The sequence below is a fragment of the Verrucosispora sp. ts21 genome, assembly GCF_002879555.1.
Classification (GTDB): Bacteria; Actinomycetota; Actinomycetes; order Mycobacteriales; family Micromonosporaceae; genus Micromonospora; species Micromonospora gifhornensis.
The window spans coordinates 27840-50808 of record NZ_PNOZ01000047.1 but is presented as its reverse complement, the minus strand read 5'-3'; the positions used below and the strand labels follow the sequence as shown (position 1 = coordinate 50808).

General features: G+C 70.2%; 20 protein-coding genes and 1 pseudogene. 9 read left to right on the top strand and 12 right to left on the bottom strand.

What is annotated here, in order from left to right; all coding sequences use genetic code 11:
* Positions 1-350: galactosyltransferase-related protein (locus C1A38_RS20375; protein ID WP_286047529.1), on the top strand; the 350-nt coding region annotated here is incomplete at its 5' end.
* Positions 351-361: 11 nt separating this feature from the next.
* Here C1A38_RS20375 and C1A38_RS20370 read toward each other — a convergent pair.
* A complete protein-coding gene (locus C1A38_RS20370) occupies positions 362-832 on the bottom strand; it encodes a GyrI-like domain-containing protein (RefSeq protein WP_102659352.1) in 471 nt (156 codons plus the stop codon).
* 397 nt (positions 833-1229) lie between these two features.
* On the opposite strand from C1A38_RS20370, the gene C1A38_RS20365 reads away from it, so the two are divergent.
* Positions 1230-2102 (top strand): glycosyltransferase, encoded by an 873-nt coding sequence (locus C1A38_RS20365; protein WP_102659351.1) that lies wholly within the window; start codon positions 1230-1232, stop codon positions 2100-2102.
* A 51-nt stretch (positions 2103-2153) separates the two neighbouring features.
* On the opposite strand, the gene C1A38_RS31940 is transcribed toward C1A38_RS20365, so the two are convergent.
* The gene (locus C1A38_RS31940) at positions 2154-3485 is read right to left on the bottom strand and encodes an IS110 family RNA-guided transposase (RefSeq protein ID WP_233196922.1); all 1332 of its coding nucleotides are present in this window, start codon (positions 3483-3485) and stop codon (positions 2154-2156) included.
* 162 nt (positions 3486-3647) lie between these two features.
* Between C1A38_RS31940 and C1A38_RS31935 the strand changes: the two are divergent.
* A pseudogene (locus C1A38_RS31935) lies at positions 3648-3908 on the top strand (IS110 family transposase); the annotation flags it as partial.
* 396 nt (positions 3909-4304) lie between these two features.
* Here the strand turns inward: C1A38_RS31935 and C1A38_RS20350 are convergent.
* From C1A38_RS20350 to C1A38_RS20335, 4 genes are all read right to left on the bottom strand, one after another.
* Positions 4305-5804, bottom strand: coding sequence for an alpha/beta fold hydrolase (locus C1A38_RS20350; protein ID WP_158244922.1), 1500 nt, complete (start codon positions 5802-5804; stop codon positions 4305-4307).
* Between the two features lie 83 nt (positions 5805-5887).
* The gene (locus C1A38_RS20345; RefSeq protein WP_233196921.1) at positions 5888-7663 is read right to left on the bottom strand and encodes an ABC transporter ATP-binding protein; all 1776 of its coding nucleotides are present in this window, start codon (positions 7661-7663) and stop codon (positions 5888-5890) included.
* Positions 7660-9543 carry an ABC transporter ATP-binding protein gene (locus C1A38_RS20340; protein ID WP_102659356.1) on the bottom strand — a complete coding sequence of 628 codons (1884 nt, stop codon included), beginning with the start codon at positions 9541-9543 and terminating at the stop codon, positions 7660-7662. Before C1A38_RS20340 ends, C1A38_RS20345 begins: the two co-directional genes overlap by 4 nt.
* 309 nt (positions 9544-9852) lie before the next feature.
* Positions 9853-10653 (bottom strand): phosphotransferase, encoded by an 801-nt coding sequence (locus tag C1A38_RS20335; RefSeq protein ID WP_102659348.1) that lies wholly within the window; start codon positions 10651-10653, stop codon positions 9853-9855.
* Positions 10654-10792: 139 nt separating this feature from the next.
* Here C1A38_RS20335 and C1A38_RS20330 point away from each other — a divergent pair, with 139 nt between their 5' ends.
* The 6 genes from C1A38_RS20330 to C1A38_RS20305 all read left to right on the top strand — a co-directional run bounded on the left by C1A38_RS20330 (position 10793) and on the right by C1A38_RS20305 (position 16155).
* Entirely contained in the window at positions 10793-11704 is a 912-nt protein-coding gene (locus C1A38_RS20330) for a class I SAM-dependent methyltransferase (protein WP_158244921.1), read from the top strand.
* A 17-nt stretch (positions 11705-11721) separates the two neighbouring features.
* Entirely contained in the window at positions 11722-12624 is a 903-nt protein-coding gene (locus C1A38_RS20325) for a YobF C-terminal domain-containing protein (protein WP_146017588.1), read from the top strand.
* A 70-nt stretch (positions 12625-12694) separates the two neighbouring features.
* Positions 12695-13498, top strand: a complete 804-nt coding sequence (locus tag C1A38_RS20320; protein WP_102659345.1) for a nucleotidyltransferase family protein — start codon at positions 12695-12697, stop codon at positions 13496-13498.
* On the top strand, positions 13489-14592 hold the full coding sequence (locus C1A38_RS20315) for a glycosyltransferase family 4 protein (RefSeq protein ID WP_102659344.1): 1104 nt from the start codon (positions 13489-13491) through the stop codon (positions 14590-14592). The genes C1A38_RS20320 and C1A38_RS20315 overlap by 10 nt, the downstream gene beginning before the upstream one ends.
* 41 nt (positions 14593-14633) lie before the next feature.
* Positions 14634-15794, top strand: a complete 1161-nt coding sequence (locus C1A38_RS20310) for a DegT/DnrJ/EryC1/StrS family aminotransferase (protein WP_102659343.1) — start codon at positions 14634-14636, stop codon at positions 15792-15794.
* Between the two features lie 85 nt (positions 15795-15879).
* On the top strand, positions 15880-16155 hold the full coding sequence (locus C1A38_RS20305; protein ID WP_102659342.1) for an acyl carrier protein: 276 nt from the start codon (positions 15880-15882) through the stop codon (positions 16153-16155).
* A gap of 49 nt (positions 16156-16204) precedes the next feature.
* Here C1A38_RS20305 and C1A38_RS20300 read toward each other — a convergent pair whose 3' ends face one another.
* From C1A38_RS20300 to C1A38_RS20275, 6 genes are read right to left on the bottom strand one after another with little or no spacing between them, the layout of a single operon-like run.
* Positions 16205-16660, bottom strand: a complete 456-nt coding sequence (locus C1A38_RS20300) for a MaoC family dehydratase (RefSeq protein ID WP_102659341.1) — start codon at positions 16658-16660, stop codon at positions 16205-16207.
* 48 nt (positions 16661-16708) lie between these two features.
* On the bottom strand, positions 16709-17608 hold the full coding sequence (locus tag C1A38_RS20295; protein ID WP_146017587.1) for a hypothetical protein: 900 nt from the start codon (positions 17606-17608) through the stop codon (positions 16709-16711).
* Positions 17609-17660: 52 nt separating this feature from the next.
* Positions 17661-18701, bottom strand: coding sequence for a methyltransferase (locus C1A38_RS20290; protein ID WP_158244919.1), 1041 nt, complete (start codon positions 18699-18701; stop codon positions 17661-17663).
* A 47-nt stretch (positions 18702-18748) separates the two neighbouring features.
* Entirely contained in the window at positions 18749-20629 is a 1881-nt protein-coding gene (locus C1A38_RS20285) for a beta-galactosidase trimerization domain-containing protein (RefSeq protein WP_102659338.1), read from the bottom strand.
* Positions 20626-21633: an NAD-dependent epimerase/dehydratase family protein gene (locus tag C1A38_RS20280; RefSeq protein WP_102659337.1), complete on the bottom strand. Its 1008-nt coding sequence runs from the start codon at positions 21631-21633 to the stop codon at positions 20626-20628. Before C1A38_RS20280 ends, C1A38_RS20285 begins: the two co-directional genes overlap by 4 nt.
* Positions 21626-22969 (bottom strand): nucleotide sugar dehydrogenase, encoded by a 1344-nt coding sequence (locus C1A38_RS20275; RefSeq protein ID WP_102659336.1) that lies wholly within the window; start codon positions 22967-22969, stop codon positions 21626-21628. Before C1A38_RS20275 ends, C1A38_RS20280 begins: the two co-directional genes overlap by 8 nt.

Genomic DNA, 22969 nt, shown 5'->3' with positions numbered 1-22969 from the left:
TCTTCTGGACCTGCAACATCTCCGCCGACACCGCCCAACTACGCGCCGTCGGCGGATTCGACGAACAATTCCGCACCTGGGGCGGCGAAGACCTCGACCTCGGCTACCGACTCCACCGCGACGGCGCCCACTTCATCTTCAACCGACAGGCCAAAGCAATCCACATACCGCACGAGCGGGCGCTGCACGTCCTGATCGATCGTGGGGAACGCAGCCAGCGCTACATGGCCGAGAAGTACCGGACGCCGGTCACCGAGCTGCTCGCCGAACTGCCGATGGAGCGATACTTCGACTTCAACCAGCTCGTCGCCGACCTGCCGACGCAGCAAGCGCAGGACGCCCCTGCGTAGCGCCCCGACACCTACTTGACGACGAACGCGACATCCATCACCAGGTCGTCCGGGTCGGCCGCGATGAAGTCGGTGAAGTACACCTCGCGGGCCGCGTCCACCTCCACCAGGCCCTGCTGTTCGACGTAATCCGCCACCGCTGCGAAGGCCTCACCGACCTGCGGCGGCACTGCCTGCGACTTCGTCAGCCGTACGAACACCTCCTGGTGTGCCGGCTCCCGGCGTACCGTCGCGGCCACCGGTCCGGTCGGCTCCTGCCGGATCGGCACGCAGGTCTCCACCGCGATGTTCTCCGGGTCGAACTCCTCATCCCGGTAAATCGTGAAAATCGGGCCCGCCACCCCACCGTGCTGTTCGGCGAGGTCGGTCAACCGATCCATCGTCGCGCGCAGCTGGTCGGCCAACTCCCGCTGACTCAACCGCTCGTGAAGTTCGCAGAGAACCAGTTGTTCCGCCACCTCACGCCGTTGAATCAGAAACATCCGAACCTCCGGTGGGTTGGTACGAGATTCCCGCGCAGAGCATAACGGGCCATCGACAACTATAGAGCATGCGACCGGAGGTAGGCCCCTGCCGTTGGTGGCGGCACCAGCCGCCTCCGCGCCAAGCAGCAGGTGAACCTCGCCGCCAGCACCACGAAGGTCAGAAGGCGTCTTCCCAGCCTCGGGATCAACGCCTTCGATGTGGAAAATAGCTGGCCAAGAGGCAGGCCCTAGAGCGCAATCAACGAGATGCCCGGCTGATTGATCCGGTGCCAGGATGCCTACAGCACGGTCGGACGACCGGCCGTCGCACGCCCGGTATCCCCGCGGCCTGTTCCATGCGTCGAACGTCGTGACGTGAGCCGCGCACGATGCCCCGAGTCCACAGGGAGAGGCCGTGTCCAGTGGGCTGAAATGCACCGTCGTCATTCCGACCTACAACCGTTCGGCGCTGCTGTGGCACACCCTGGACTCCCTGACCCGGCAGCACATGCCCGCCGACGAGTTCGAGGTCATCGTCGTCGACGACGGCTCCACCGACAACACCGCAAAGATCGCCGCAAGCTTCCAGGACCGCCTGGACCTGCGCTACCACTACCAACCCGACGAAGGATTCCGCGCCGGCACAGCCCGCAACGTCGGCATCGCCGACGCCCGCTCCCCCATCTGCGTCTTCACCGACGACGGCGTCATGCTGCAGGCCGACAACCTCAACCAGCACGTCGCCAGCCACGAGGCCACCCCCGGCCCGACCGTCGTGCTGCCCTACATCTACGGCTTCTCCGGCGATGACTCCAACTTCAAGGTAGTCGGGGAGCGTCTCGACGTGAACGACCTCGACGGCAGCATCGAACGGCTGCAGGCCAAACGAGAGTGCCGCGACATCCGCGAACTCTTCTACGACCGCTACGGCGAAGACCTCACCCGCATCCCCGCACCCTGGCAGATCTTCTGGACCTGCAACATCTCCGCCGACACCGCCCAACTACGCGCCGTCGGCGGATTCGACGAACAATTCCGCACCTGGGGCGGCGAAGACCTCGACCTCGGCTACCGACTCCACCGCGACGGCGCCCAGTTCATCTTCAACCGACAGGCCAAAGCAATCCACATACCGCACGAGCGGCCCTTCGAGAAGTTGATGCACTCCGCCACGCTCAACTACCGATACATGGCCGAGAAGTACGACTCGCCAGTGATGCGGATCCTCGCTGAGCTGAAGCCGCGGCAGTTCCTCGACTTCAACGATCTGGTCGCTGCGGCGATATGAGCAGTCGTTAATATACAGTCGCTTCCGTCCCACCCCCGGCACCGCCTCGCCCTACCCGAGACGCGGCTTGGTGTCGATCCAGTCGCGTAGGTGAGCGGCGAGGCGCGTGTCGCGGACGTCGTCCAGGTGCCCCAGGACTGCGGTGAACAGGTTCTTCGCCAGCCGGCACTGGCGCATCTGCGTGAGTTCGAGACCACCTGGACAGCCCTGCTCGACGAGCGTGGTCACGTCGTTCAGACTGATGGGGATCGCGTCCAGACAGGCTGTGACGATGTCGCCGGCCGACGGCATGACCGTCAGTTCGATCTTCGCGCGACGCATGTCCGCCATGAGTACGCGAGCTTCCCGACGCTCAAAGCGTGTTTGAGATGGAGTTGGTCGGGCCCTCTCGGTCGCTCGGCCCGGTATGACTTCCTGCCCCTGTCGTTTGGATGATCCGGGGGCTGTTGTCGCCGGGTCGGGTGGCGTCGGTGGACCGCTGATAGCGCCTCTGTCTGCCAAGAAGGTCGCTGAGAAGTCGTTGTTTCTGATCTTGAGGATCCGTCGGTAGATGATGTTGGCGAGACGGCGTTTCAGGGCGCGTCGGGCTTCGGCTGGTGTCTTGCCTTCGCCGAGTATGCGCTGGTAGTAGGCGCGTCCGAGGTGTGTGTGGTGGGCTTGGACGACGGCGATGATGTGCAGGGCTGAGTTGAGTTGGCGGTTGCCACCGGTGTTGAGGCGGTGGCGTTTACGGGGTCCGCTGGAGGCATCAGTGGGCGCGGCGCCGGTGTAGCTGGCGAAATGGTCGGCGTTGGGGAATCGGACCACGTCGCCGACGTAGCCGAGGATCTTCGCCGCCATGATCACGCCGACGCCCGGTAGTTCGGTCAGGCTGCTTCCGGTTGCGGTTACCGCCTGGCTCAGCTCGGTCTCGCAGTTCTTGAGCTGGGCGTCGATTCGTCGGAGCGCGGCCAAAAGGTGCCGGGCGATGTCACGTCGGCAGGCGTCGGTTGCGTTTGCCGGACGCACGCCTCGTAGGGCTGTGGCGGCTTTGTCGGCGGACAGGCCGGTGGGCGCGCCGCCAGGGACCAGGTCCCGCAGGAGCCCGTGCAGGCGGTTGAGGATGCGGGTGCGTTCGTGGGTGAGGTCGTCGCGGTGCTCGGTCAGCAGCCGCAAGATGGTGCTCTGATCCTCGGGTTGCACGGGATTGAGCCGGTGGTGGTGCAGGGCGACTCGGGCGACGCTGGCAGCGTCGGTGGCGTCGGTCTTGCGGCCGCCGCCGGTGGTCAGTAGCCGTGCCCGGGCGGCGAGGGTTGCGGGGACGTCGACGACGTTCGCGCCGGCGGCGGCCAACCCCAACCCAAGAGGGGCGGCAATCGACTGGGATGCCCCGATCAGCGCCAAGGAACATGCGGATCTGAGCCGACCGGCGCACTGGACGCTATGGCTGCAGGCCCTCGCGTCTGCCCCCGAGTCAACAAGTCAGGGACACGGCCACCCGTGCTGTTGGGGTCGGTCTCTTCGTAATGTGGGTGCCGGCAGTCCGACGCTCAGACCCGGCGGCCGATGCAGGTGACAGGGTGTGGGAGGCGTGGGGTGCACGGCGACTACGGCGTGTTCCTCGGGTCGGACGTCGGCAAGGACGGTCACCACGCGGTCGGGTCAACCTCGGACGGCAGACGGCTGCACGACGCGGCGTCGCCGAACACTGAGGTCAGGCTGAGCAGCTGCTCGACGAGCTCGGCCGCCACGGCCGGGATTCCGGTGGTGGTCGACCAGCCGTCCTCGATCGGTGCCCTGCCGGTCGCAGTGGCCCGGGCGTGCGGTCGCGCCCTCTTCCTCGCCGCGTTCATCCGCGCCTACTACGACTGCAAACGCGCCGAAGGCAAACGCCACAACGCCGCCCTCATCCGCCTCGTGTGGTGTCGGTCGACCGAGGCGCAAGGCGATGCGCCCGGCCATCCCGGCAAGCGTGGCGACGAACGAGACACAGCGCAATCGGCGGCCACCCTTCCCGACGCCCCCACGCGGCGATCGCGGCACAGCAGCGGTGGCAGGCGGCAGAGGCATAAAGCCACATCGGACGGCCAGCCTGGGATGGCAACCAAGCTGACCGTCCGAGCGGGTCATGCCCGTCGTGCCGCCACCGGCAGCAACGCTGCTACTGCCGACCGCGCATGCCAGACACAGTCCCGACGGTGCCTGGCCCTGCGCGATCCACCGTCAGCCGGTCTGCGCCGGCGCCGGGCACCATACGTCGGCGCGCGGCAGATCACCGCTGGTCAGGTAGCGGTTTGCCCGGTCCTTGAGACAGTCGCCGCCGAAGAACGGATACAGCTCGTGACCGCGGGAGTCCTCGACAACGAGGCGGGATCCGCGCAGCGCGGTGGCGACCGCACGGACGTTCGACAGTGGGACGATCGAGTTGCGGGTCGCACCGAGAACCAGTACAGGCGGAGTGTGCCGACTGCCCAGCGTCACCCGGTTGTCCTTGCGCGACGACCAGAACGCGCAGGGGAAGATGTTGGCGGCGGCGACGCCGAAGTTCGGGAACGGCGGCACGTACCTCTGCAGGTCCCGCCAGTACGACTCGACATTGCTCCGCCAGGGGCTCTCGGCGCACATGTACGCGGTGCTCACGGCAGTGTGGTTGTCGATTGGCACACCCAACACGCCGGGGCGGACGGTGGGGTAGAGCCCCCACTGCACGGGTGGCGCATCGCCGCGGCGGATCGCGGACAGATTGGCCGCCATCCGCCACTCGAACGCCTCGAAGAAGACGCCGAGGATCGTGTAGTAGACCAGTTCATCACCCGTCCACCAACGGCCACCGGCGTACCATGGAGCGTTTTCCCACATCTCCGCCACATTCCGCTCGACCTGCGCCGCCGTGTCGCCCAGACCGAACTCGTCGTCACGGTCGGCAATCCAGGCGGAGAACTCATCGAGACCGTCCTCCATCAACGCGATTCGCTCAAGCCTCGACGACTGCCACAGCTTGGTCGGGTCGAGCGGATTGTCCAGCACGAACCGGTCGGTCTGGCGCGGGAAGAGGGTGGCGTAGATGGCACCGACAGTGCCCAGGGCATCCGCACCGAGGAAGCTGATCCGCCGTTCGCCAAGGGCGGTCCGGATGACGTCCATGTCTCGGGCGATGTTCTCCAGGGTGGCGTGCGGCAGCGCCCAGCCGGCGTGCTTCTGGCAGTCCCGGGCGTACTGGCGTGCCTCGACCACATGCAGCTCGAACTCGGACCGGGACTGGGCGCCCCGATTCCAGAACCCCTCCGGCTCCTCGCTCGGATACCCACAGGTGATCGGGGTGCTCTGCTCCAGGAAGCGCACGTCGAACCCGATGAGGTCGTAGCGCGCCCGCACCTCGGGCGCCATGAGGACCGCATAGTCCTCGGGCAGGTAAATCCCGCCGCCCTGGCCTGGTCCGCCACGGGCACTGAGCAGCACGCCGCGCCGCTTGGCCGGGTCGGTGGCAGGCAGCCGCGAGATCATCACCTCGATCTTGCGTCCCCGCGGGTTGCGGTGGTCCAGCGGTACCTTCACACGAGCGCAGCGCAGCTCGGTGGTGCTGCTGCCGGCGCAGGCGCCCCACTTCAGTCGCTGCGCCGGCGGCTGGGCAGCACCCGGCGCGGCCGATGCCGGTGCGATCAGGGATGCGCCCAACAGCACCGCGGCCAACGCGGCGCCGAGCACGGATCTCCAACGGGTCATTTGGTTCCTCCTGTCTGGATCCATCAGTCAGCGGCGGCGCCGCGACCTCACGGAGTCATCTGGGCCGGACATCCGGCTACCGGTCACCGGTAGGCCCAAGCGTTGATGGCGACGAGTTCGGCGTAAGGACCGGACCCGGCGCTGAGAGTCGCGTGGTCGCCGGTCTCGACGACCCGTCCGTCCCGCACCACGATGATGAGGTCTGCCGTCCGGACGGTGGAGAACCGATGGGAGACCAACAGGGTGATCGCCCCGGTTTCCTGGCTGACCCGGCTTGCCTGCTCGGCGTAGTGCTCGAACATGGCTAGCTCGGCTTCCGGGTCCATTGCCGTGGTGGGCTCGTCGAGCACCAGCAGCAACGGCGCCGGACGGGCCAGCGCGCGGGCCAGGGCCACCTTCTGCCACTGGCCGCCGGACAGTTCTGCGCCGCTGCCACCCTTGCCGAGCACCGTGTCGAGGCCGTCGGGTAGTTGGCGCAGCACGTCGTCGGCCCGGGCCAGCCGCAGCGCGTCGCGTACCGGCTGATCGGCGAAACCGCTGTCCAGATCGCCTATACCGACGGCGTGACGGGTCCGAAACTCGTAGCGCACCGCGTCCTGGAAGGCGACGGAGATGCGCTCGCGCCACCCGTCGGGCCGGAGCCGGTGCAGGTCCTCATGGTCGAGGAGGATGCGGCCGCCACTCGGGCGGTACAACCCGCAGAGCAGCTTCACCAGGGTCGACTTGCCGGCGCCGTTCTCCCCCACCACCGCCACCGTGCTGCCGGCCGGCAGCGTCACCGTGACGTCGCGCAGCACCGTCCTGCCGGTTCCGGGGTAACTGAACGAGACGTCCTGCAGGGCGATGCCGTGCCGCAGCCGGTCCGGCGCAGGCAGGTCGCCGGGGTCAGCGTCGCGCACGGCGGCGCGCAGCTGCGCCATCCGACCGTAGAGCGCCGCCATCCGTTGCAGATCGCGTAGGAGGGTGACGGTGGCGGTCACCTGCTGGTTGATCTGGGCGGCGAGGACCACGACCAGGATGACGTCGCCGACGCCGCGCCGCCCGTCAACGGCGGCCCGGACGAGCAGCAGTACGGAGCCGACGTAGGCCAGCGCGAACGTCACCTGACCGGCGGTACGTAGCACGACCGCTCGCAGGTCGGCCCGAAACAGCCGGGCGGTCACGTCCGACCAATGGCCGGCGTGCCGGCGGCGCAACTCGTCGGCGAGCCCGAACACCCGCAGCTCGCTGGCCGAGGGCAGTTGAGTGGTCAGGTTGAACAGGTGCAGCGCCGTGCGGGTGGTCTCCGCCGTGTCCGTCTTCGCCTTGTCCACAAGGTACTCAGCCCGCCGACTCAGGTAGAGCGACGGAACCGCCGCCAGCGGCAGCAGCAGAAGAAGCGGGTGCATCCGTACCAGCAGCACCACGGTGATGCCCACGGCGATCGCCAGGCCGAGGCCGTTGAGCAGCGCTTCCAGCCCTCGGCCGAACTGCCGGATCTCACGTTGCAGCACGGTCACCGTGTCGCTGGTCGCCGCATGCTCGTGATGGGCGATCCCGACCGAGCCGTTGGAAAGGGTGATGAGCTGCTCGTCGAAGTCGAGTTCGGCCTGTTCGGCCAGTTCGACGTAGGCAAGGTGGGCGAAGTGGCCGAAGGTGACGGTGGCAAACGCCAGGACGCCGGCAAGCAGCCCGGCCAGCAGCACCACACGTGTGTTCCCGGCGACCACCGCGTCGGTCATCGAGCCCAGCACCAGCGCGAGCAGTGGCGCCGCCGACGCGCCCGCCACGACGAAGAAGATCGCGGTAACCGTCTTGCCGCGGTGCATCCGCCACGCCGTGGCGAGCATCCGCCAGCTACCGGCGAACGTCGCGCTCACCTGAGCACCTCCCGGGCATCGACGTCGTCCGAGGGAGCCTCCTCCGGACCCAGCACCCGGTCGGACTGCATCCGGAACAGCCGCGCGTACCGGCCGCCGGTTGCCATCAACTCCTCGTGGCTGCCCCGCTCGACCACCCGCCCGTGTTCGAGGACGACGATCACGTCGGCATGTCGGACGGTGGAGAACCGATGGGAGATCAGCAGGCTGGTGACGCCTCGGGTCAACTCGGCGAACTGGTCGAAGAAGCGTGCCTCGGCGCGCACGTCGAGGTTCGCGGTGGGTTCGTCAAGGACCACGATCGGCGCGCCGTGCTGGACGGCGAAGATCGCCCGGGCCAACGCCACCCGCTGCCATTGACCGCCGGAGAGCTCCGCTCCGTCGGCGATGTGTCGCGCCAGCGGGGTGTCCAGGCCGGCGGGAAGCCGGTCCAGATCGTCGGTCAGTCCCACGGACGCGACGGCCCTACGCACCCCGGCCCGGTCGTCACGGTGATGGACCGCGCCGAAGGCGATGTTGTCGGCGACCGAGGTCTCGTATCGCAGGAAGTCCTGGAAGATGACGCCGATCGCGGCACGCCACTCGGAGACGGGAAACGAGCGGATGTCCACCCCATCGGCCCGGATCACGCCACCGGTCGGCTCGTAGAGCCGGGCCAGAAGCTTGACCAGCGTGGTCTTGCCGGCACCGTTGACGCCGACGATCGCCGTACACTTCCCGACCGGGATCCGCAGGTCCAGTTCATCAAGGACCGCGCGGTCCTGGCCGGGGTAGCGGAAGCTCACCCGGTCGAAGTGCAGTTCCCCGCGTAGCGACGGCAGCGGACGCGTTGGCACCGGCGGGGTGGCGGGCCCGGTCGCCGCCAGACGACCCACGAAGCGGCGTACGTCGTCGTAGGCGGAGATACCGACGGCGGTCTGCACGTCGGCCTCGGCGTAGTAGCTGCCGAGCGCGATCGCGCCCAGCGTCGCCTGCACCACGAGGGCGAACTGCGTGAGCGTCAGCGTCGCGGGGGCGGCCACGCCCACCGCCGCAAACACCGCGACGCCTACCGCGAGGCTCGGCCCGGCGAAGATCAGGTACCGCCAAAGCAGGATCCGCCGACGGTAGGCCCACAGCGGTCGCAGCCACATCAGGTACACCCGGCGGTACGTCGCGGTCAGCCAGCCGACGAGGCCGAACACCCGGATTTCCTTGCCTGCGAGGGGTTCGACAGCAAGCCCTCGCAGGTAGTGCACCCGGCGCTCGGCGCGGCTCAACCGCTGCCGCGCCTCGGCATAGCGACTCAGCCCGCCCCGGGTGCTGTGTCGCACCAGCAGCACCGACAGGATCAGACCCGCCGCCGCGAGCCAGGAGAACGCCACACCGATCACCACGGCGTACGCAAGCAACTGTGTGTACCGGGCCAGCAGGGCGAGCAGACCCGCGCACGCATCGCCCGGCGTCTGCACGGCGAACTGCAGTTTCAGCGCCGCCACCCGCAGCCGGTCCTGGTTCTGCTCGTCCTCCAGAGGCGCGATGCCCACCGGGGACAGCGCCGCCGCCATCAACTCGTCGTGCACCTGCTGATCGACCCGGCGGCTCAACAGATCCCCGAGCGAGGTCCGCAGGGGGGTGATCACCTGCTGCGCGACGAAGGCCAGGGCCGCTCCGAGGAAGACCGTCACCAGCGAGTCCCAGGCCGCGGAGTTTAGGCCGCCGCTGACGGCCGCCGGAACCTGCCCGAGCAGGATGCTGGTCGCCACGATGAACAGCACGGGCAGCACACCCAGCAGCAGGTTGGTCAGGACCAGGACGGTAACCAGGACGGCACCACCCCGACGCAGCAGGCGCACGGTCTGCCAACGGGCACGCAGCAGGTTCGCTGGATTGCTGGCCATCGTGTCGGGGCTCTCATGCAAGGGCACCTCGACCGGGAGATCCAGCCTGTGATCGCGCACCACACCTCCAGCTCGCCCTGGTCCGCCCACGCGCCGGAGGCGCGGGTGCGGTGGTGCGCCGGACGGGCAGCGAACCCGCCGACCGGACGCGAGTCCGGTCAGCCGTCGTCGCCGGGGCCGACATCACCTCCAGCCCGGCGACCCTGACCGCCGGCGAACGGCGTACGGAGCGGGTAGGACGGGCCTAGCGTCCATGCTGGAGGGCAGGGGACAGAGCCCGCATCTTTCAACATGCGTTTGGGCCAGCGGTCAGGCGCCGGAGTGCCGACGGTGGCGGTGCAGCTCGGCCAGCCGGCGGCGGGCGTACACCGGCTCGGCCCGCCAGCACGTCGCCGTCTCCCACGCGAGGCCGGCGGCACGCAACTGCGCCCGGTCGCCCGGCCACGGCGTCGTCACCTCGTCGGGCAGGAGGGCGTAGTCGAACCAGGGCACGTCCACCCGTGCCTCGTCCCAATCCAGCAGCGTAACCCGGGCGCCGTCGACCAGCACGTTGGTGGGGCCGACGTCGCCGTGCACCACGCAACGCGGTCCCTGCTGCACCGGCAGCCAGGCTGACCGCACCAGCCGGGCCACCGAAGCAGGCATCGCGTCCAGCCGCACGTCTCCACCCCGTCCCGCGTCGAGCAGCATCCCGCTGGCGGCGAACCCGGGGCGCTGCGGCCAGCCGGTCGTCGCCGTATGCAGCACCGCGAGCTGGTCGACGACCCGCCGCCAGTCGGCGGGTCCGGCCGGATGCCGGCCGGGGACGAATTCGCTGACCAGCATCCCGTCGACGTGCCGACGGCCGTCGTCGGTGGGTACCAGCTCCGGTGCCGCCACCCCGCGGTCACGCAGATGCTCCAGCAGGTCCAGCTCCCAATCCAGGGCGGCGCGGGACCGGATCGAGCGGCGGACCACCAGCGGAACCCCGGCCCGCTCGGCGAGCATCACCACGTTGCGGTGCCCGCCGGGCAGTGGGCGGAGAAGCTTAACGCCTGCCCACGCCGCAAGCCCGCTCCATCCCTCGCCGGGCGCAGAGTCGTCCACATTGCCTCCCTCGTCGTCAGTCATGACGGCCCACGCTAACCGAGCAGGATCGGACGGGGCCGGGCCGCGACCCCGCCGGTTGGGGCAACCCTCGTGCTGCCCGCATGGGTACGCCCGCACGGGCAGATGTCACTTGCCCGCATCGATGGAAACACTGAGAGGCATGAGTATCGAGGCGGCTCCAGACACGGAGCTGTTCGGCGTCGCCCGGACCGCCCGTTGGACCGCGGCAGCGCGGGCGCGGGAATCGGCGCGCCCGGACCGACTCTTCGACGACCCGTTCGCCGCTCTGCTCGCCGGCACCGACGGGGACACCCTGCTGCGACACTTCCACACCGAGCGATCCGCTCCCGATGGCAACCCGGTGCTGCCGATCCGTACCCGGTGGTTCGACGACTTCCTGCGCGCCAGCGTCACCCCCCAGTGCCAGGTGGTCGGTCTGGGCGCCGGCCTGGACACCCGCGCATACCGGCTGAACTGGCCACCGGGTGTCGTGGTGTTCGAGGTGGACCAGGGAACGGTACTGAGGTACAAGCGACAGCGGCTCTCCCAGGCCGTCGACGTGCCGCGGTGCGAGCGCCGGACCGTCGCGGCCGACTTCACGGGTGAGTGGGGGTCGGCGCTGCTCGACGCCGGTTTCGACCCGACGGCGCCGACCGTGTGGTTCGCCGAGGGGCTGTTGTTCTACCTGCCGGCGCCGGTGGCCGCCGCGGTGGCGACCCAGGCTGCCGACCTCTCCACTGGTGGCAGCCGAATCGCGGTGGACCTCATCGGTACGGGGATCTTCCGGATGCGCTACATGCGACCGTTCCTCGACAAGCTGGCCGACTCCGGCAGCCCGTGGCTATTCGGCACGGACGCCCCAGCCGAGTTCCTCCGGCAGGCCGGTTGGAACGTTGAACAGGTTACCGAGCCCGGCACGGCTGGAACCGACTACGGACGCTGGCCGCAGGGCGCACCGCCGGTGGACTTCCCGAACCTGCCGCGCAGCTATCTCGTCACCGCCAGCCGTCGCCCCGACGGTCCTGGCCCCACATCCGCCGGTGCCGCTGCGCCGTCGGACGTCCATCGCTGAGACAGGAGTTGGTCCCGATGCCCGTCCAGTTCTCCGGAGAGACGCATGGCTGTTACTCCGACTCGCTCCAGATGGCCCTCGGCGACGAGGGTCCCGGCGAGGCCGTGATCGAGGTGCTGACCGGGTCGGCCTTCGGCATGTACCTACACCACGACGGACGTCCCTTCTTCGCCCCGGGCGGCTGGAACCCGGAGAAGGGCATCGCCAACGTGCTGGACCTGCTCGGTTGGACGTGCGAGCGGATCGTAGGCTCTCCGGACGAGGTGCTCCGGGCGCTGGAGAAGGTGGACGACCAGCACCGGGCGATGGCCGGCCCGGTGGAGATGGGACTGCTTCCGCACCATCCGGGGCTGGGTCAGCCCATCGGGGTCGACCACTATCTGGTGGTCGTCGGCTTCGACGGGGAGAACGTCGTGATCCACGACCCGCGCGCTCACCCGTACACCGTGCTGCCGGTGCAGAAGCTGCTCGACGCTTGGCGCACCAAGACGCTGTCCTACACCGTCCCGGACTTCAATCTGCGCACCGCATTCCGGCGGGTACGCGAGGTCGACACTGCCGAGGCGTTGCGCCGACTGCTGCCGATCGCCGCCGACCTGGTCGCACCGGATGCCTCCGCGGAGGCGGCCGAGGGCGCGGCGAAGGTGCTCGACGGCGGCCTGAGCACCCCACTCTTCTTCCATCTGGCCGACTTCATGGTGTGCGCTGGCGCACGACGACGCAACGACGCGGCCGTGATGTTCGGCCGGCACGGCTACACCCGAGTCGCGGAGGTGTTGGACCAGCAGGCCCGGCTCATCGGTTCGATGGAGTACCCACTGGTGGCCGGGGACTACGCCGTCGCCGCGAAGACGATGCGCGAGCTCGCGCCCACATTCATCGCATTGGAGACCGAACTGCGGGCGGCGGTCCGGGCGTGAGGCACGGCACAGCGGCAGGGGCACGTCCGCACCCGGACGGGACCCTCGTCCGAGGAACGGGAGGCTGACGATGCACGCGATCCTGCTCGTGGGGGGCCGAGGCACCCGCCTCATGCCACACACCAGCAACCGCCCCAAGGCACTGATGCCGATGGGACAGCACTCCCTGCTGGAGATCAGCCTGCGCCGGCTGCACGCCTGCGGGTTCACCCGGGCGACGCTGTGCGTCTCGCACCTGGGCTCGATGATCCGGTCCGCGATCGGCGACGGATCCCAGCTCGGCCTGCGGGTGGACTACTGCACCGACGAACGACCGTTGGGGACCGCAGCACCGCTGCTGCTCGTGCCGGACTGGACCGAGCCCGCCGTGGTGATGAACGGCGACCTGCTGACCTCACTCGACTTCGGGGACCTGCATCGGCGACACGTGGCCAGCGGCGCCGGATTCACTGTGGCGTACCAACGCTACTGGGTCTCCACCGGGGTCGGGCTGCTGCGCACCGACGGTGACCGGATCCGACGGGTGCACGAGAAGCCGACCTTCGAGTGGAGCGTCTGCTGCGGAATCTACGTGGCCGACCCGGACGTCCGGTCGTACATCCGTGCCGGCGAGCCGACCGACATGCCCGCCCTCATCAACGCGCTGACCGGCGCCGGCAGACCGGTAAACGGCTATGCCTTCAACGAGTCCTGGCACGATGTGGGCACGCCCGCCCGCTATGAGCAGGCGCGAGCGGACTTCCTGGCGGATCCCGACCGCTACCTGCGGTTGACGCCGTCCGCGCCAACGGCGGACCGGTCTCGCCCCGAACTCGATGTCGTCTTTCTTGACGAGCCGGTGACAGGCGGCGCCACGATCGAGACGTGGACGTGAGCGGCGGCACCGGCGAGGTCCTCGTGGTCTTCGACGGCTACGGGCAAGCACGGGCAGGAGCGGAGCGGATGGCGGTGCGCGCGGCGGCGGGCCTGGCCGCACGATCGCGGCGGGTGACGGCGCTGGCGTCCGCCGCCCATTCGGAGAGCGTGGCCAGTCTGCGCACGGCCGGTGTGCCGCTTTACAACGACGCCGCCCAACTGCTCCAGGACCGTCCAGACTTCGCCCCGTCGGTGGTGCACGCCTTCGACCTGGCCCGCCCCGACGCACCGGCCGAGGCGGTGCGGCTGGCGCGCCGGTACGGCGCCCGACTGGTCCTGACCCCCTGTTCGGCACCACAGGTGTGGCCCGACCCTGTCCTGGCCGGCGAGGTCTGTCGGGCCGCCGACGTGGTCTTCGCCCTGACGGTCACGGAGATGACCGCGCTGAGCGATCTGGGTGTGCGGGGCGATCAGCTCCGCCGGCTGCCGTCCGCCTCGGATCTCACCGGGCCGGTCGACACCGCAGAGTTTCGACGCCGCCACGGCATCGACGGGCCGTTCGTACTCTTCGTCGGGCGGCGGATGGTCAGCAAGGGGTACCGGACACTGCTGGAGGCGATGGCCACGGTGTGGCACCGGTTGCCCGCTACCCGGTTCGTCTTCATCGGTCCGGACGTCGATCCCGACGCGTCCGCCCACTTCGCCGCCCACGCCGATCCGCGCCTGCACGACCTGGGAACGGTCGACGAGCAGACCAAACACGACGCGATCGCGGCCTGCGAACTACTCTGCCTGCCCAGCGTCGCGGACGTGTTTCCGCTGGTCTTCGTCGAGGCCTGGACGTGCGGCCGGCCGGTGGTCAGCGGAGCGTTCGCCGGCGCGCACCAGGTGGTGCGTGAGGGTGTGGACGGGCTCGTCGTACCGCCAGGTCCAGAGAGCGTGGCCGCCGCGCTGATCGAGCTGCTCGCCAACGACGTTCGACGCAGGCGGCTCGGGGCCGCGGGCCGGCGGCGCGCCGAGCGGTCGTTCGGCTGGGATCGGGTCATCGACGCATACGAGTCGAGCTACGCTCCCCCGCCCAGCCCGGCCGCACCGACTGCGCTACCACGGTGAGCGGCACCAACCACCTGCCCACCGCCTGAAAGGACGCACCGATGAGCGCACCGACCGCCCCGCGTTGGCGGGTCACCCTGGCCGACAACACCGTCGACGAGCAGGAGATCGCCGCGGTCACCGAGGTTCTGCGCTCGCGCTGGCTCTCGGCCGGCGCGCAGACCGCTGCCTTCGAGCGGGAGTTCGCCGACCGGATCGGCGCCGACGACGCGGTCGCGGTCAGCAGTGGTACGGCCGCGCTGCACCTGGCGGTGATGGCCCTCGACCTGGGACCGGCCGATGAGGTGATCATGCCGGCGTTGACGTTCGTGGCCTCCGCCGCGGTGGTGGCGCTGGCCGGCGCCACCCCGGTTCTCGCCGACGTGTGCGCCCCGGACGACCTCACCGTGGATCCGGTGGACGTGGCGCGGCTAATCACCGCACGGACCCGAGCCGTCGTCGCGATGCACTACGCCGGCTACCCGGCGGACCTGGCCGCGCTGCGGATGGTCTGCGACCGGCACGGCGCGGTCCTGATCGAGGACGCCGCACACGCCCCGGTCGTCGAGTACGACGGGCGGATGCTCGGGACGCACGGTGACATCGGCTGCTTCAGCTTCTTCGCCACCAAGAACGTCACCAGCGGCGAGGGTGGCATGGTGCTCGCCCGCGACCAGGCGGTCCGGGACCGGATCCGGCTGGCCCGCTCACACCACCTGACCACCTCCACCTGGGACCGGCTCAGCACGGGCGACGCCAGCTACGACGTCGCCGGGATCGGGCTGAACTACCGGCCGACGGAGGTCTCGGCCGCGTTGGGGCGAGTCCAGTTGGGCCGGCTCGACCGGGACCGGCAGCGGCGCCGGGAACTGGTCGCGACGTACCGGGAGGTGCTCGCGGCGGCACCCGAGCTGGTGCTGCCGTTCGCCGGGCGGACCGGCGACTCCGCGCTGCACCTGATGCCGGTCGTGCTGCCCGAGGGGACCGACCGGGGCGCGGTACGCGAGGGACTCGCCGCCGCCGGCATCCAGACCTCGGTGCACTATCCGCCGGTGCACCACCTGTCGGCCTACCGGGACAGCGCGGGCGCGGGTCGTTCGGCGCTGACCGTGACCGACGCGGTGGCGCCGCGGCTGCTGTCGCTGCCGTTGCACAGCCGGATGTCCGACGACGACGCCGTACTGGCCGGGCGGGCGCTGCTGAGTTGTCTGCGGGAGCGCTGAATGGCGCCGCCCGCACCCGGGACACCTCCGCGCTGCCGGTCCCAGCCCGACCAACCGATCCCCCATCGACTGGACGGAGCACATCATGATCTCCCCACCCACTGCCGCCTCGGTCGAGGCGACCATCATCCGGCTGCTGATCGAGATGACACGGATCGATGCGGCGAGGCTGACCGGCGACACCAGGATCTTCATGGAGCTCGGCCTGAACTCGGCCATGATCCTCGAACTGTTGATGCGGCTGGAGGAAGACCTCGGCCGGCCGATGGTCGGCCAGGTGGACTGGTTGCACATGGAGACCGTCGCCGACCTGGCGGGGTTCGTCGCCGGACGGCAGGACGACGGCGCGTCCCGGTCCTGAACCGGGTGGTGCCAGCTCCGGCTGTCGGGGCCGGCACCACCGCGGATCCTCAGGCGTAGTTGTGCACCAGCACCTGCGCGACGCAGACCGGTACCCGGCGCCGATCCGTCTCGAAGGTCAGGCTCAGGGCCAGCCGGACGCCGCTGCGCAGCGGCCGGACCTCACGCAGCCGGACCCCCGCCCGGATCCGGGAGCCGACGAGCACGGGCGACAGGAAGCGGACCCGGTCACAGCCGTAGTTCACCTTCATGCGTACGCCCTCGGGGACGAGTACCTGCTCCAGTACCCGGGAGGTCAGGGCGAGGATGAGGAACCCGTGGACGACGGTGCCGCCGAACGGGCCGTCGGCGGCCCGCTTCGGATCGACGTGAATCCACTGGTGGTCGCCGATCGCCTCGGCGAAGCGGTCCACCTGTTCCTGGTCGATCGACATCCACTCGCTGAAGCCGAGATGCTGCCCCACCAGATCGCGCAGGGGCTCGGCCTCGCTACCGACAATGATCATGTTGCCCTCTCCTCGGGTCGGGTGATCGGACGGCCAGGGGTCACCGGGTCACTGGACGAGGAAGTAGGCCGGCCCCAGCCGCTCAGGCGCCGACGCACCGCCGGTCGCGCCCACATGGCGCAGGAACGGGACGTCCAGGCCCAGGTCCACCCGCCAGTACGCGTCGCCGGGGCTGCGGTGGGCGGGCCAGTCGTCGCCGAGCAGTCCCCAGCCCACCAGCGTGTGGAGGAAGAACGGGTCCGCCGGCCACCAGCGGCCCTCGGCGTCCCGCAGCTCCAGCCAGTGGTGCCGGTTGGCGAAAGGGCGCGACAGGCACAGTCCGGTGGCCGCCCGGACCGGCACGCCGAGTTCGCCACCCCGGGAAACCAGGTGGCGCACTGCGAGGGTGCAGTCGGCCAGGCCGGTCTCCCGCACGAATCCGAGATCGGTGGTGAGTCCCGGTGGCAGCAGGTGGAACCGCAGCTGCGCCGCCTCGGCGAAGAGGCGCCGTTGCCCGGGAGTGGGCACCGTGGGTGCGGCGGCCGGGGCGAGGTCGAGGTCGACCTCGAACCGGGCCGCCTCGGGTCGCCGGGTCGCGACGACCTGCGGCGCGGACGTCACCGCCGGGTCCAGGTGGAAAGAACAGCCGGTGCAGTGCTCCCGTGCCGGGCAGTACGCGCGCACGATCACCGTACGGCGCGTGGTGGCCGCGGCCCCGTTGGCCCGCAGAGCCGCCGCCATCGCCTCGTACGTGGACCGCTGTGGTGACCGCACACCCAGCTGAAGTGCCGCGTTACGCAGGTCGTACCGGTCGAAGAGCAGGCCGTCGGCGTTCAACGAGTGCGGGAAACCCAACTCGACCAGCTGCTCCAGGCAGGCCCGGGGCAGCCGGTGGAACTGGGCCGCGTGCTCCAGCGACGTCTCAAAGGCCCGATGCTCGTCGGGTACCCGGCTGGCCTGTCGCACCACGGACTCGAGCGTCGTCGAGGTAACGGCCTGTTCGGGGGTGGACATCGGCGCCCTACCGGGCGGGCTTGCGGGCGAGGAACAGTCCGTTGCCGGGTGCGCTGCGCACCGCGTGGAACTCCACGTCGACCAGCCCGGCGGCGGTGAGCCAGTCGCGTACCTCGTCGAGCGGGTACGTCTGCTGGCCGACGCTGTTGAACATGCTCAGCGCCATCATGGCGCCGAAGCTACGTCCGATCGGACCCAGTTCCGGGGCGGGGAACTGGTCGAGAAGCACCAGCAGGCCGCCGGGCTGCAGGGCGGCGGCGGTGCGGGCGACCAGTTCCCGATTCTGGCGGTGGCTCTTGGAGTGGATGACGTTGAACAGCAGCGCCATGGAGGTGCTGCCCAGGTCGTCGGTGAAGAAGTCGCCGGCCCGGAAGTCGATCCGGTCGGCCATGTCGTTCTCGACGATGGCCCGGTTGGCGAGCCGTTGCATCTCCGGGATCTCGAAGATGGTCGCGCGCAGCTGTGGGTGCCGGCGGCAGATCGCGATGCTGTAGAGCCCGTAGCCGCCACCGAGATCCAGCAGGTGCCCCGCCGGATCCGGCACCGGTATCCGCTCCAGCACCTCGTCGATGTTCATGTTGGTGAGGGCCACCATGCCGTCCTGGAACACCCGCCACTCCTTGGCCAGCCAGCGCGGCGTACGCGGCTGCTCCGGCTCGAACGCAAGGGTCAGGTCGCCGCGCAGGCGGCTCTCAAGGTTCGCCCAGTCAGTGAAGACGATCTTCTCGAAGTACGGGATGCCCATGCTGATCATCGGCAGTAACTCGTTGGTGGTGTCGGTGGCCGCGTACCGGTCACCGACCTGGGAGACGTAGCCCAGGCAGTCGAGACAGTCGAGCAGGAACGCCGTGCCGCGGGGATCGAGGCCCGCCCGGTCGGCCACCTGCTCGGCGGTCAGCTCCTCGTCGGCGAGCGCCGCCAGCACACCGGTGCGGAAGGCCAGGGTGACGGCCCGGAAACCCCAGGCCGAGAGCATGTCGAACATGAAGGCGGGCACCGCGTTCTCGGCTCCGGCCAGGGACCGCTCGCCGGGGACAGTGATGGGCATGGTGGTCTCCAATCGATGAAGCATCCCCGCTCGGCGGCGGACGCGGGTCAGTGTGGGGCTGGCTGTTCGTGGACGGACGCAACGTCGTCGGGTCGCAGCTCGCGCGGCCCGGCGAGCAGCCGCCAGTCCTTGCCGTCGAGGACCACCTCCTGGCACACCGGGCGGCCGGTGGGCGGCTGCCAACGCAGTTGGACGCGGCGCACGGTCGGCGCGTGGTTGACCAACAGCACCTCGTGCGGGTCGCCGGCCCGCCCGGGCAGGATTTCCACGTCCGGATCGGCGCAGTCGACCTCGGGCGCCAGCCCCGCCAGCGTGGCGACCTGCCGGTACAGGCCCTCCCAGGCGGCGGCGGTGAGCCGACCGGGCACGTCGAGCTGGCGCTCGAACGGAGCCGCGCAGAACACCACCTGACCGGCGCCGACCGCGTTGCGTACCAGGGCCGGGGTGCCGTCCGGGTAGCGACCGAGCACCTGCCCGGTGGTCACCGAAAGCACCGACGGCCGGACTCCGGCACCGGCCCAGTCGATCGCCCACCGATCGGCGTCCCACTCGACGTACTCGCGTCCGGCCGCGAGCAGGGTGTAGTCGACCGGTTCGGCACCGGCCAGGTCGGACCCCGGAAACCCGTGCAGGTGGTCGGCCATCGAGTAGTACACGGTCGCGCCGTGGCGGGCCGCGCCGGCCAGCCGGTCCAGGTCGGTCAGGGTGACGTGACCGACCGACGGGCAAACCACCAGCCGGTAGCCGGTCAGGTCACCGGCGACGATGTCGACGTCCAGGTGTGCCCGTTTGAGCAGGAGGTAGGCGTAGAAGGTGGCCACCGTGCCGACCCCCGTGTCCAGGTACGACCCGCCGTCGACGCGGGCCCGTTCCGGCAGGTAGAGCGCGACCGGAGCCCGGCGCGGGCCGGGTCGCAGCCGGGAAGCCGCCCGCAGCGCCCGGCGTAGCCCGGCCATCGCCGGCCGGGGTGTCCCGTCGAGCCGGTGCAGACCCACGAAGCGCTCACCGGGTCGCTGCTGGTAGGGCTCCGCAGTGGAGGCGATGTCCTGCCAGCACCAGGCCAGCACGCCGGCAGCGCCGTTGCCCAGGGCGGAGGCCGTGGCGGCACGCAGGTAGGCCGCCGTGGTGGCCTCGTCGGTGCCGTAGCTGGTCAGCTCGTCGACGAGCGGCACCCCGAACGCCCGCGCGTAGCGGACCAGGAACGGCACCAGGCTGGTCGCCTTGTAGCAGCTGGTCGACTCGATCGACACCGGCGCCCAGGTGGGGAAGCCGTGCAGCGCGATCAGGTCCAGCCCGGTGGCGTTGTCCGGACCGAACGGCGCGGCGCCGAGCACCCCGGAGGCGTCGTTGGCCTGTGTCACCAGCAACCCGGGAAGCTCCGCGCGCAACGTCTCGGCCAGCCCGGTCTGCCATGCGGCGACGGTTTCCCGGGGCAGCCGGGCGGCACCGGGGTCGACGTTGGCGATCTCGTCACCGAGGTCCACGGCCAGCACGTTGCCGGCCCCGCGTAACGCGAGGGCTACCCGCCGGGCGTAGGCCCGTTGCCGCTCCAGCAGTTGCGCGTCGTCGAAAAAGCCACGGCCCGGCCGCCAGGACAACTCCAGGCGCTGCCCATTCATCCAGATCGTCAACAGGGAGAGCACACAGGCCAACCCGGCTTCGGCGGCCAGGTCGACGGCGGTACGCAGCCGGTCGAGGACGACCGGGTCGTGCCGGCCGGGCGCCGGTTCGAAGTCCCGCCAGAACAGGAAGAGCCGTACGGTGTTCAGTCCCGCGTCGGCCATCGCCCGGAAGTCGCGGCGCAGGGCCGATGGATCCCAGTCGGTCCAGATCCGGCAGCCGGCCGCCGACGGGTGGTAGTCGACCCCGGCGACGGAGAACGGGGCGCCGTCGCGCCACAGCTCACCGTCGCGGATCTCGAAGCTCATGAGTGGTCCCTGACGAGCGCCGGCGCGGCGGGGGTCGGGTCGGCGGTGAGGGTGGCCGCGTACCAGTCGAAGGTCTGCCGCAGCCCTCGGTCCAGGTTGACGCGAGGTGCGTACCCGAGGGTGCCTCGCAGCCGGCCGAGGTCGGGTAGCCGCCGGTCCGGGGAGCCGGGCGGGGGGTCGAAGACCTCGAAGGTGGGGGTATAGCCGGCCAGTCGGCTGACACGCTCGGCCAGTTCCCGGATCACGATCTCCTCGGTGTCGTTGCCGATGTTGGCCACGACCGGTTCGGAGCCGGGCAGGCGGGTCAGGCCGATAGTCGCGTCGACGGCGTCGTCGATGTGACAGAAGGCGCGGGTCTGGGTCGCCCCGTAGATGGGGAAGGGATCCTTGCGGGCCAGTGCCCGGGCCACGAAGTGGGGTATCACGTGGTCGTGCCCCATCCGGGGACCGTAGATGTTGTGGTAGCGGCCGATCCTTACCGGAAACAGGTCGGCGCACTGGCGCAGCAGCGTCTCGGCGACGATCTTGCTGAGCCCGTAGGAGGCCCGGGGCAGCGACGGGTCGGGCAGTACGAAGGGCACGTCCTCCGGCACCGGGAACGGCGCCAAGCCGAGGCGGGCGGCGCCGTCGGCGACCTCGCTCGTGGAGCTGAGGTAGACCCGCCCGGGTGGGCGGCGCCGGCACCAGTCGATCAGGTTCAGCACGGCCCGCAGGTTCACGTTGAGTGCCAGCGACGGGTTCTCGCTGTTCTGCCGTACCCCGACGACCGCGGCCAGGTGGTAGACCTCGTCGAAGTCGTCGATCAGCAGGTCCGCGGGGATCGGGGTGGTCAGGTCGTGCCGGACCAGGCGGGCGTCGGCGCGGACCTGGTCGAGGTCCCGGTCGGCCCGGCCACGGGACAGGTCGTCGAGTAGGGTCACGTCCGCTCCGTCGCGCAGCAGACGGCGGGCGAGGTGCAGGCCGACGAAACCGGCTCCGCCGGTGATCAGGATCCGGTCAGCCACGGCCCAGCCCCCGGTAGTCCACCCCGGCCACCCCGGACAGCGACGACGCCAGGTCGCCCCAGACGTCGACCACCAGCGCGGGACGGTTCATGGTGCGACGCAGCAGCGCGGCGTCGATCTCGGCGCGGTAGCGCGGGTGGTCCACCAGGAGCACCAGGGCGTCTGCGCCGGCCAAACCGTCGGCGAGGGACATCGGGATGTACCCGAGCCCGGCGGTGACGGTGTCGGAGACCAGGTAGTCGTGGCCGGCCAGCAGCCGCACCCGCTCGCGCAGGCCGTCCGCGACGACCGTGGCGGCCGAGCCCCGCACGTCGTCGGTCTCCGGCCGGCCCTTGTAGGCCATCCCGCAGACCAGGACCTTCGCGTCGGCCGGCACCCGGCCGGTGGCGGCCAGGGCCTTGAGAACCCGTTCGGTCACCAGGTGCGGCACCTGCTCGTTGACGGCGCGGGCGGCGGCCACCAGCGTCGGGTGGTATCCGGCGGTTCCGGCCGAGTACATCAGCAGGTACGGGTCCTTGGTCAGGCAGCTGCCACCGACGAACCCGGGCCGGGCCAGGTCGGGCCGGGGATAGTTCAGGTTCGCGGCGGCGATGACCTCGGTGGCGTCCACGCCGAGCGCCTCGGCGATCATCGCCAGCTCGTTGCCGAAGCCGTACAGCAGGTCGGTGTGGGCGTTGCAGGCCAGCTTGACCAGCTCGGCCGTCTCCAGATCGGCGGTGCCGACCTGTTCGGGAGTGAGCCGGGCGAACAGCCGCCGGGCACGGTCGGCGGAGCGGTCGTCCAAACCGCCGACGACCTGCGGAAGGCTGGCCAGTTCGGCCAGCGCGCGGCCCTGGATGGTGCGTTCGGGGCAGAAGGCGAGCAGCGGCTCGTCGACCCGGGCGCGCAGCAGCGGCAGCAGGACGCGCCGGGTCGTCCCGACCGGGACGGTGCTGCGCACCACGACGAGGGTGTCCGCGGTGGTGGCGGCGGCGGCGGTCTCAGCGGCGGCGGTGAAGTGGCGCAGGTCCGGCCGGCCGGTGCCGGTGTCGAGCGGGGTGCCGACACAGATGACGATCGCGGACGGCGTGACGCCGGCCAACGTGTCGGTGACGGTCAGCCGGTCCGCCGGCAGGCTGCGCAGCAGTTCGTCGACACCGGGCTCGAACAGTGCCGGTGTTCCGGCCCGCAACGCCGCCCGGGTCCTCGGGTCGGCCTCCACGCCGACGACGGACACGCCCGCCCGGGCCAGGCTCACCGCCAGGGTCAGGCCGACGTACCCGAGGCCGATGACGGCGACGGGGCCGTCCGGCCCGTCGGCGGGAGTCCACGGTCGTGGGAACGTGGGGTGGGTCAT

Coding starts and splice junctions, on each gene's coding strand:
- C1A38_RS20285 (WP_102659338.1), bottom strand. CDS start 20,629: ATGAGCTTCGAGATCCGCGACGGTGAGCTGTGGCGCGACGGCGCCCCG.
- C1A38_RS20305 (WP_102659342.1), top strand. CDS start 15,880: ATGATCTCCCCACCCACTGCCGCCTCGGTCGAGGCGACCATCATCCGG.
- C1A38_RS20275 (WP_102659336.1), bottom strand. CDS start 22,969: ATGACCCACCCCACGTTCCCACGACCGTGGACTCCCGCCGACGGGCCG.
- C1A38_RS20310 (WP_102659343.1), top strand. CDS start 14,634: ATGAGCGCACCGACCGCCCCGCGTTGGCGGGTCACCCTGGCCGACAAC.
- C1A38_RS20325 (WP_146017588.1), top strand. CDS start 11,722: ATGCCCGTCCAGTTCTCCGGAGAGACGCATGGCTGTTACTCCGACTCG.
- C1A38_RS20330 (WP_158244921.1), top strand. CDS start 10,793: ATGAGTATCGAGGCGGCTCCAGACACGGAGCTGTTCGGCGTCGCCCGG.
- C1A38_RS20370 (WP_102659352.1), bottom strand. CDS start 832: ATGTTTCTGATTCAACGGCGTGAGGTGGCGGAACAACTGGTTCTCTGC.
- C1A38_RS20300 (WP_102659341.1), bottom strand. CDS start 16,660: ATGATCATTGTCGGTAGCGAGGCCGAGCCCCTGCGCGATCTGGTGGGG.
- C1A38_RS20320 (WP_102659345.1), top strand. CDS start 12,695: ATGCACGCGATCCTGCTCGTGGGGGGCCGAGGCACCCGCCTCATGCCA.
- C1A38_RS20335 (WP_102659348.1), bottom strand. CDS start 10,653: ATGACTGACGACGAGGGAGGCAATGTGGACGACTCTGCGCCCGGCGAG.
- C1A38_RS20290 (WP_158244919.1), bottom strand. CDS start 18,701: ATGCCCATCACTGTCCCCGGCGAGCGGTCCCTGGCCGGAGCCGAGAAC.
- C1A38_RS20350 (WP_158244922.1), bottom strand. CDS start 5,804: ATGACCCGTTGGAGATCCGTGCTCGGCGCCGCGTTGGCCGCGGTGCTG.
- C1A38_RS20340 (WP_102659356.1), bottom strand. CDS start 9,543: ATGGCCAGCAATCCAGCGAACCTGCTGCGTGCCCGTTGGCAGACCGTG.